This is a genomic window from Klebsiella sp. S69 (genome assembly GCF_016516145.1).
GTDB lineage: Bacteria > Pseudomonadota > Gammaproteobacteria > Enterobacterales > Enterobacteriaceae > Klebsiella > Klebsiella oxytoca.
In genome coordinates this window covers 194640-202954 of record NZ_JACVUU010000008.1, presented here as the reverse complement: position 1 = coordinate 202954, position 8315 = coordinate 194640, and the positions used below count along the sequence as shown (strand labels likewise).

The window sequence follows — 8315 nt, the reverse complement described above, 5'->3', positions numbered from 1 at the left end:
CGGGGCACCCGGGTGGCCGGATTTGGCTTTCTGTACTGCGTCCATGCTCAGGGCTCGCAGCGCGTTGGCGCACAGGCTGCGGGTGGTTTTTGTGGTATTCATAAGTCTCTTTTCCTGCCCTTACAGCATCTGCTGAATCTGATTTTCCAGTTTGACCTGATCGACCGCGAACAGGCGGATACCTTCCGCCAGTTTTTCCACCGCCATCGGATCCTGATGATGTTGCCAGAGGAACTCCGCCTGAGTCATCGGGCTGGGGCGGGTTTCCGTCACGCAGCCGGGCGCCAGCTGGCGACTCAGCGTCCCTTCACTGGCGGCCAGCTCATCAAGCAGCGCCGGGGAGATAGTCAGGCGATCGCAACCTGCCAGCGCCTGGATCTGCTCGATACGGCGGAAGCTGGCCCCCATCACCACGGTGTCGTAGCCGTGCGATTTGTAGTACTGATAAATCTGGCGCACGGAAACCACGCCCGGATCGCTGTCGACCTGATACTCCGGCTGCGGTTGGTTTTTCTGATACCAGTCGTAAATACGCCCCACGAACGGCGAGATTAAAAAGACGCCGGCTTCGGCGCAGGCCCGCGCCTGGGCAAAGGAGAACAGCAGGGTCAGGTTACAGTTGATACCGCTTTGTTCCAGCTCCTCTGCGGCGCGAATCCCCTCCCAGGTGGCGGCCAGTTTGATGAGGATGCGTTCCGGCCCGACGCCGTTCTTTTCATACATCTGAATAAGCTTGCGCGCCTTCGACACGCACATCCCGCGATCCCAGGCAAAACGGGCATCGACCTCGGTAGAAATACGACCGGGCACATGACGCAGCACCTCGGTACCGATATCCACCGCCACCTGATCGCAGGCGTTTATCAGCTGCGTTTCCGGGCTGCCGCCCTGCCGACGCGCCTTGCCGATGGCGTCGGCAATGAGCGCCTGATACTGCGGGAGCTGCGCGGCCTTCAGCACCAGTGAAGGGTTGGTAGTCGCATCCTGCGGGGCAAATTTTTTGATCGATTCGATATCGCCGGTGTCGGCAACCACCGTGGTGTATTTTTTCAGTTCGTCTAACTGGCTCATAGTCTGTTCCTTATATTACGACTGCGGATATTAATCTCTGGCGTGCTGGTGTTCGTAATAGTCGATACGCTCCACTTTCGACGCGGAGCCGCCGCCTTCATATTCGGATTCAAGCCAGGCCTGAATAATTTTTTTGCCCAGCTCCGGGCCAATCACGCGCGCGCCAAGAGTGATAATCTGCGCGTTATTACTTTTGCGCGCCCGCTCGGCGGAGAAAGTATCGTGGCATTGGGCGGCTCGTATCCCCGGCACTTTATTCGCCACAATGCTCATTCCAATACCGGTGCCGCAAATCAGGATGCCGCGATCGTGCTCGCCCTGCTTTATTGACATTGCCACCGCGTGGGCAACATCCGGGTAGACCATGCTGCCCTGGCGTTTATCGCTGCTGTAATCCGCGACCTTAATTCCCTGCCCATTCAGATAAGCGACGATAGCGTCGCGAAAAGCATAGGCGGCATCATCCGCACCAATAGCGATTGTTTTCATGATAATTTCCTTAATTTAGCTGTACGTCTTAATTTAGTTCCGGATAGAAAAAGATTTGGTCGCCACGCTGAATATTCTGGGGGACGTCACCATTGAGATGCACCATCCCCGGTAATTCAGCGGTGGCAGCGCCATCAAATTTTAAAGTGATATGGCCAAGCTGTTTTAAATTTGCCGTTGCAACACCACCTACCGCCGTGACTCGATAAATAGTCTCATTTATTTTCATTATCTGCCCGGGTGCCAATTCAGCTGTCAGCTCACTGCTCTGATGTACGGCGCAATACATCGCAATATCGTCAGGAACGGATTCAGAAAATAAAATCAGCTGATGCTCCTGTAGATAGTCTTTGACATATTTCCCGACAGCCGTGATAAGTAATGAATACAACGGCGCAGTCATATTATTTGTTCCCTTTGGTGGCAGTCGAAGATAACGTCACTTTCTCTTCACTGGTTTCTTCTTTTACCGGTTCAATCCTCGGCGCGCGCTTTTTCAGACGCTTATCAAACCAGGCCACCAGTATCGGCGCGGTAATCATGGTGATGATGCTCGCCGTCGCCAGCTGCGCGGTCGCGGCATCCACGTACATCGCCAGCGAGGGATCGGCCTGAGCCACCATTGCCGGCGTCAGCGCAGAGCTGGCGGCGGTTGTCCCCAGCGCGGCGCCCAGCGCGGTTTTCTTCTTCAGGAACAGGTTGTAGATAAAATAGAACACAATGCCGGTTAGCGCAGAGATAATGCCAAGCAGGATCCCGGACAGTCCGGCGGTAAAGACCGTGTTAATGCTGGAATTGGCGCCGATGGCAAACGACATAATAATGATAATCAGCGGCTGAGCGGCGGCGCACAGCTGTTTGAAACGCTCATCAAGGTTGCCCCACAGCATACCAATCAGCAGCGGGATAAGCATCGATAGCAGCGCGGCGAAAGGAATATTGGCCAGGCCGCTGACCCCCAGCACCATCATGGTAACAAAGGGCCCATCCTTGACGCAGAAGACGGAGATCGCCCCGGCATCGCTGGCATCGCCGTAGTTGCTGCACAGCGCGATATATAGCGAGCTGTTGGAGCTGGTTAAACAGGCAATCAGCGCCAGGGTCGAAATACCGAGGAAACCGTTGGGGCCAAACATCGCCCCGGCCACCCATACGGCCAGCGCGCCGGCGAGGCATTTCAGCAACAACAGCACCGCGCCTTTATAGAGCGGCAGGCCGGCCTGGCGGATATTGATCGAGGTACCACAAATCAGCAGAAAAATCCCCATCATTGCGCTGGAACCGACTTTGAATAATGCGGTCGTCGGGCCGCCGATGCTCAGGACTTCCGGAGCAAAGGTATTAATAAGAATCGCCACGAGCAACGGAATAATAATTAAACCGCCTGGCACCTTATTCATCTTCTCTAATATATTTATGTTCATAGGGTAACTCATAAATTATGATTTAACAGAGATAACGACGCAATACTACCCGGACGACCATTACGTCGCTTTTTATTTATATGACCTGTGGGTTATAGCTGCGCTTCTTTATAAATTCTTTCAACAATCGTGCTAATAATATCTTCTGGTCCGGTTAAACCGCCTTTGCCGACGCAAATCAATCCCGCATAATCGCCGCCGATAATACGCACCATATCGGTTTGCGGTATCACGTAGTCGATCATTTCAATGCCGGTAGCGCCAAGCTCTTTAAGAACATTTACCATCGTATCGCCGCCGGTCATATACAGGCCTTTAATTTCTCCGGCTGCGCAGTTAAGCACTTCACGAACAATATTCCCCAGTCCCTGGTTAATATTTTCCGCAGCCTGTCCGTGGGCCAGCCCAAAGCGCTGCTCTTCTTCCTGAAGATTCAGCAGCCGCCCGGTTAACGCGGATTCAAAAACGAAGATAGCGTTCTGCTGCGCCGGCACGCACTGCCGGGCATGCTGCACCACGCGATTCACTTCGATTTCAGCGGCGTTTTTCCTGTCAACCAGCAGTTCGGCATCAACAGGGATGTGACACACTCTTTCATCATTAGCGATCAGATGCTGAAGCTGCTTTTTGGTCACCGGCGTGGCGCTACCGGCAACCACCAGAATCGAACCGCGCGGGTTTTCCGCCCCTGACGACGCTGTCGCGCTGCTGCGCGCTTCCCGCATCAGGCCACGACGGACCGCAAGCCGCTCGGTAAAAGGCCCCGGGTCGACTGCCAGCACGTTCCAGTTCAGCGCCACCACCGCCCCGGCAATCGCATCGACATCGTCAACGGTAATCGCATCGACGACGATCACCCGCACGCCGCGCTGCTGCTGTTCCTGGAGATCCCGCTGCAGTTGCTCCTCGCCTTTCATTACCGACGCCAGCGCGATATGCCCGACCTGATGATGGGTCTGCGCCGCCAGCAATCCCGGCACCCAGGATTCGGTAACCGGAGTACGCACATCGCGTGCGACATCGGTTCGCGAAAGCGCGACGGAGTCAATTACCGAATAGCCGCCAACCAGAATACGCCGCGACTGCGGCATCGCCGGCACGACGACGGCAACCGTTTCCAGCGGCAATTGTTCCAGCATGGCATCAATTTCAAAGCCGATGCCGCCGCGCAGCGTGGTATCAATACGCTTGGTAAAGTAGTGCGCGCCGCGCGCCTGCAGCTGCTTCACCGCGGCGCTGACCTGCTGCTGGGCTTCCGCTTTCGGCAAAGGACGGCTGTCGCTGCTGACGACCATCGCCGGATACTCCACCTCATTGCGGGCGAAGGATTCAGTATCGAAGAACGCGGCGGTTTTTAACCCGCTACGCGCCAGCAGCACCCCGACGGTGGTCGCACCGGTCAGATCGTCGGCCACGATCCCCAGCTTACCGCCTTCCCCCTGCGGCCAGATCATTTCAATACAGGCGGGCGTCACGCCGGAGACGTAGATCCCTTCATGAATAAACTCCGCCAGCGGACCACTTTTACCGGTGGGATGGAGGTTAATCGTCGGAATACCGCGTTTGGGATAGAGACCGCAGCGTAGCGTGCCGCCGCAGTCGATAACCATCAGGCCGATCTCCTCTTCCGGCGGCTCGCCGTTTTTAAATACGTCGACGGAAGGCCAGCCAGTCAGTTCGCTCAGGCGCTCAACGACCGGGGGACAAATCCCCCCGGTGATATAAGCAATCTTTTTCGCCTGGCTAATATTAATGGTCAGCGGCCCGCCCCAGCCCTTACAGCCTTTGCTAATTAACAGATGTTTTTCCATTTCTCTGCCCTTTTGCTTCGCATTAACCTCAGCGATTAGTGGTTTTTCATTTTCCAGTAGCTCACCGCGGCCATCGTGGACTCCAGCATACTGACGGTGCCCGCTTTACCGGTGCCGGCAATATCAAACGCCGTGCCGTGGTCTACCGAGCTACGCATAAACGGCAGGCCAAAGGTAATGGTCACGGAACGCTCAAAATCGAGGGTTTTACAGGCGATATGCCCCTGATCGTGGTAAAGCGAGAGGATGGCGTCATAGCGCCCCTGTTTACCCAGATGGAAGACGGAATCTGCCGGCACCGGGCCGATGGCGTTAATCCCCATTTCCTGCGCCGCTTTGACTGCCGGGATGAGGTTATCGGCTTCTTCGTGGCCAAACAGGCCGTTGTCTGAACCATGCGGATTCAGCGCGGCTACCGCAATGCGCGGATTTTTGATATTCAGCGCGGTAAACTCATGGTGGATCTGCTGCACGCAGGCCAGAACGCGCTCTTTATTGGCGTAATCGCAGGCGTCTTTAAGCGCCATATGACGGCTCACGAAGAAGACCCGCAGGTTATGAACGTGGAACATGGTCAGGCCATAATCGGATTGCGTTTCAACCTGATAGATTTCGGTATGACCCGGCAGTTTACATCCCGCCAGCTTGATTGCTTCTTTATGAATCGGCGCGGTAGAGACCACATCGATCAGGCCGGCTTTCCCCAGTTCGATAGATTTCAGCACATAGTCCAGCGACATCTGCCCCGCCAGCTTCTGCACTTTGCCCCATTCAATACTCTCGCAGTCATACTCACCGGTTTCCAGCACGTCCAGCGTACCCCAGCTGAAGCGAGCTTCCTGCGGATGGCTAATTTTGTTAATCGGAAAATCACAGCCCATGATTTTCATTGCTCTGGCGATAATCGGCGCTGAGCCAATCAAAAAAGGTTTGCACTCGTCGTAGACGCTTTTCTCCATCATCGTCGCGACTGAAATCTCCGGACCAATCCCGGCAGGATCGCCAATAGTAAGTGCGACAACGGGCTTTTTCTCTTGTGACATCGTGGACCTCTCGTAGTGAAGTTCGGCTTGTTCATATGTTCAATAGTGAATCATATGCTCAAAACATTACCTGATGATTGAGAGGTTATTGGTGATTTGGATCACATAAAAAAATCCATAGATTTATTTTATAAAAAAATGTGATCTAACATATGTTCATTGGGTGATAAAAAGTTCAATCTCTCTCTTAAGCGAAAGCCATTTCACGACAAGCTATTGATTTACCTATTATGGAGAACAAGATGGAACAAATCTGGTTAGGAACCAGCTGGAAAATGAATAAACCGTTATCGCAAGCCATGGCCTTTTGTGAAACGCTGGCGCAGCGGTTACCGCAGGTGAGGCATCCGAAAATCCAGCCGTTTATTATTCCCCCTTTCACCGCCATTTATCCCGTCAGCCAGTATCTACAGCAGCATCAGATCCCCTGCCTGACCGGCGCGCAGAATATGCATGAAGCGGAAAACGGCGCCTGGACCGGTGAAATTTCCGCCGCCATGCTTGCTGAAACCGGCGCCTCCCTGGTCGAGCTTGGTCACTCCGAGCGTCGCGGCGCGTTCAATGAATCCGACGCCGCCATTAACCAAAAAGTGCATCGCGCCCTGCGTCACGGCCTTCGACCTCTGATCTGTATCGGCGACAGCGCCGATGAAAAACGCTGGCAGGTCTCACGGGAAACGGTAGTGCGGCAGATGAAAATCGCGCTTTATGGCCTGAATGAACAGCAGGTTTTACACACTCTGGTTGCCTATGAGCCCATATGGGCTATCGGCGAACACGGCACGCCGGCGACGCCGGAGCAGGCCGCAGAGATCCACCGGGCGCTGCGTCAGGCGTTATGCGAGACCTTCGGCGAAGAAATCGGACGGCGCATTCCCCTGCTGTACGGCGGTAGCGTCAATCGGCAAAATGCCGTAGAACTGCTTCAGCAGGATGACATTAACGGACTGTTTATTGGCCGCGCGGCATGGGATGCCAACGGCTATTGCGACATTGTTCAACGCGTTACAGAGGAATTTATTCTTCAGGCGCAGTAGTATTAGGGAGACATCAAAGATGGAAACACCAGGCGATAACTATGACTGAACAAGACTCAGATTATGCGCTGCTGACAGAAATTGCCGTGGCCTATTACGATCAGGAGCAAACCCAGGAAGAGATTGCAAAACGCTTTGGGATCTCACGCATTAAGGTCGGTCGGTTGCTGAAAAAAGCTCGCCACGAAGGGATTGTCGAGATCAGCGTGAAATACCACCCGGTCTTCAGCTCCCAGATTGAGCAGCAGTTTATCTCCCATTTCGGCATCAAGCGCGCGCTTATCGCCCTGGACCATCACGACGAGGATGAACAGCGCCAGCAGGTCGCGGCGCTGGTCAGCAACTATCTCGCCGGGATCCTCAAAAGCGATATGACCGTGACCGTCGGGCAGGGTCGCAACGTCGCCGCCGTGGCCAACCACGTGGGGATCTTTCCAGAGCGCAACTGTCGCTTTATTTGCGGTATCGGCGGCACCAAGCGCGACAACCAGCTGATCGATGCCGATCACATCAGTCGAAACCTGGCGCGTAAATTCAACGGTTTTAGCGAAACGCTGTACGCCCCGGCTTATGTCGAAACGCCGGAACTGCGCTCAGCGTTTATGCAAAACCGGCTGATTAAAGCCACGCTCGAACAGGCAAGCAAGGCGGATGTAGCCATCATTGGCCTTGGCGATATGAACGAAAATAGCTTTATGGTGCAGCTCGGCTGGTTCTCCCCACAGGAAATTGCGACCGCGCGCCAGGAACAGGGCGTAGTGGGCGATCTCGCTGGCTATAGTTTTTTCAATATTCAGGGTAAACCGGTTGATACGGTGATGAACGATCGGGTTATCGGCCTGAGCCTTGAACAGCTTCGCGCCATCCCGTGCGTGATCGCCATTGCTTCGGAAAGCACCAAGGCAACGGCGATCCTCGGCGCGCTGCGCACCGGCGTAATTGATGTGCTGGCCACCAGCGCATCTAATGCCCGGGCGGTGATCAATATGCAGAAGGCGCTATGAATAAAGGGCGCCGAGGCGTCCTGAATTTCATGAGCGGCCTGCCCAGGCGATTGCCGTACGCTTTTTCCGGGCGGTGGCAAAAGCAGGGATTATTTCTTGCCCTGATTTTTCGTTAAGACAGCATCAAGCTTGCCCGCAATATCATTCAGCGGCTTCCACAACGCGCCCAGCACGATAAGCGGCCCGAACCACGCCGAACCGCCCTGCGCGCTCTGGCCCTCAATCAGCAGAAACAGCAGATGAAACAGGCAGGAAGCCGCGGATACGACGCCGAGAATAAGAGAGAGGATGAACAGAATATTTCTGCTATCAGAAAGACGAGGCAGGCCATACTGACTCCACAGGCCAACCCCCACTGCGGCCAAAAATATCGCAGCAGATAGTGCTAATGGGCTATCCATAGCCACTCCTGTTTTCCGTAACGCGGTATTGGTGA

General features: G+C 54.7%; 10 protein-coding genes. 2 read left to right on the top strand and 8 right to left on the bottom strand.

What is annotated here, in order from left to right:
* The 7 genes from IAE27_RS10435 to pdxA all read right to left on the bottom strand — a co-directional run.
* On the bottom strand, positions 1 to 102 hold a 102-nt coding region (locus IAE27_RS10435; RefSeq protein WP_140416767.1), incomplete at its 3' end, for a hypothetical protein.
* 18 nt (positions 103 to 120) lie between these two features.
* A complete protein-coding gene (tal, locus tag IAE27_RS10430; protein ID WP_017146113.1) occupies positions 121 to 1071 on the bottom strand; it encodes a transaldolase in 951 nt (316 codons plus the stop codon).
* Positions 1072 to 1101: 30 nt separating this feature from the next.
* Entirely contained in the window at positions 1102 to 1560 is a 459-nt protein-coding gene (gene rpiB / locus IAE27_RS10425) for a ribose 5-phosphate isomerase B (RefSeq protein WP_004101165.1), read from the bottom strand.
* Between the two features lie 28 nt (positions 1561 to 1588).
* Positions 1589 to 1963: a PTS glucitol/sorbitol transporter subunit IIA gene (locus IAE27_RS10420; RefSeq protein WP_004112203.1), complete on the bottom strand. Its 375-nt coding sequence runs from the start codon at positions 1961 to 1963 to the stop codon at positions 1589 to 1591.
* 1 nt (position 1964) lies between these two features.
* Complete coding sequence (locus IAE27_RS10415; protein ID WP_135800124.1) at positions 1965 to 2984, bottom strand: 2-keto-3-deoxygluconate permease; 1020 nt, start codon at positions 2982 to 2984, stop codon at positions 1965 to 1967.
* A 92-nt stretch (positions 2985 to 3076) separates the two neighbouring features.
* On the bottom strand, positions 3077 to 4795 hold the full coding sequence (locus IAE27_RS10410; protein ID WP_004101151.1) for a four-carbon acid sugar kinase family protein: 1719 nt from the start codon (positions 4793 to 4795) through the stop codon (positions 3077 to 3079).
* Positions 4796 to 4830: 35 nt separating this feature from the next.
* On the bottom strand, positions 4831 to 5838 hold the full coding sequence (pdxA, locus tag IAE27_RS10405; protein WP_004101149.1) for a 4-hydroxythreonine-4-phosphate dehydrogenase PdxA: 1008 nt from the start codon (positions 5836 to 5838) through the stop codon (positions 4831 to 4833).
* A 242-nt stretch (positions 5839 to 6080) separates the two neighbouring features.
* Between pdxA and IAE27_RS10400 the strand changes: the two genes are divergently transcribed.
* Both IAE27_RS10400 and IAE27_RS10395 read left to right on the top strand, forming a co-directional pair.
* Positions 6081 to 6875 (top strand): triose-phosphate isomerase, encoded by a 795-nt coding sequence (locus tag IAE27_RS10400; protein ID WP_004112199.1) that lies wholly within the window; start codon positions 6081 to 6083, stop codon positions 6873 to 6875.
* A gap of 41 nt (positions 6876 to 6916) precedes the next feature.
* Positions 6917 to 7879 (top strand): sugar-binding transcriptional regulator, encoded by a 963-nt coding sequence (locus IAE27_RS10395; RefSeq protein WP_004101147.1) that lies wholly within the window; start codon positions 6917 to 6919, stop codon positions 7877 to 7879.
* 89 nt (positions 7880 to 7968) lie between these two features.
* On the opposite strand, the gene IAE27_RS10390 is transcribed toward IAE27_RS10395, so the two are convergent.
* On the bottom strand, positions 7969 to 8280 hold the full coding sequence (locus IAE27_RS10390; protein ID WP_049127929.1) for a hypothetical protein: 312 nt from the start codon (positions 8278 to 8280) through the stop codon (positions 7969 to 7971).
* Positions 8281 to 8315 lie beyond the last annotated feature (35 nt).

Coding starts and splice junctions, on each gene's coding strand:
- IAE27_RS10395 (WP_004101147.1), top strand. CDS start 6,917: ATGACTGAACAAGACTCAGATTATGCGCTGCTGACAGAAATTGCCGTG.
- IAE27_RS10415 (WP_135800124.1), bottom strand. CDS start 2,984: ATGAACATAAATATATTAGAGAAGATGAATAAGGTGCCAGGCGGTTTA.
- IAE27_RS10420 (WP_004112203.1), bottom strand. CDS start 1,963: ATGACTGCGCCGTTGTATTCATTACTTATCACGGCTGTCGGGAAATAT.
- IAE27_RS10400 (WP_004112199.1), top strand. CDS start 6,081: ATGGAACAAATCTGGTTAGGAACCAGCTGGAAAATGAATAAACCGTTA.
- IAE27_RS10390 (WP_049127929.1), bottom strand. CDS start 8,280: ATGGATAGCCCATTAGCACTATCTGCTGCGATATTTTTGGCCGCAGTG.
- rpiB (WP_004101165.1), bottom strand. CDS start 1,560: ATGAAAACAATCGCTATTGGTGCGGATGATGCCGCCTATGCTTTTCGC.
- IAE27_RS10410 (WP_004101151.1), bottom strand. CDS start 4,795: ATGGAAAAACATCTGTTAATTAGCAAAGGCTGTAAGGGCTGGGGCGGG.
- tal (WP_017146113.1), bottom strand. CDS start 1,071: ATGAGCCAGTTAGACGAACTGAAAAAATACACCACGGTGGTTGCCGAC.
- pdxA (WP_004101149.1), bottom strand. CDS start 5,838: ATGTCACAAGAGAAAAAGCCCGTTGTCGCACTTACTATTGGCGATCCT.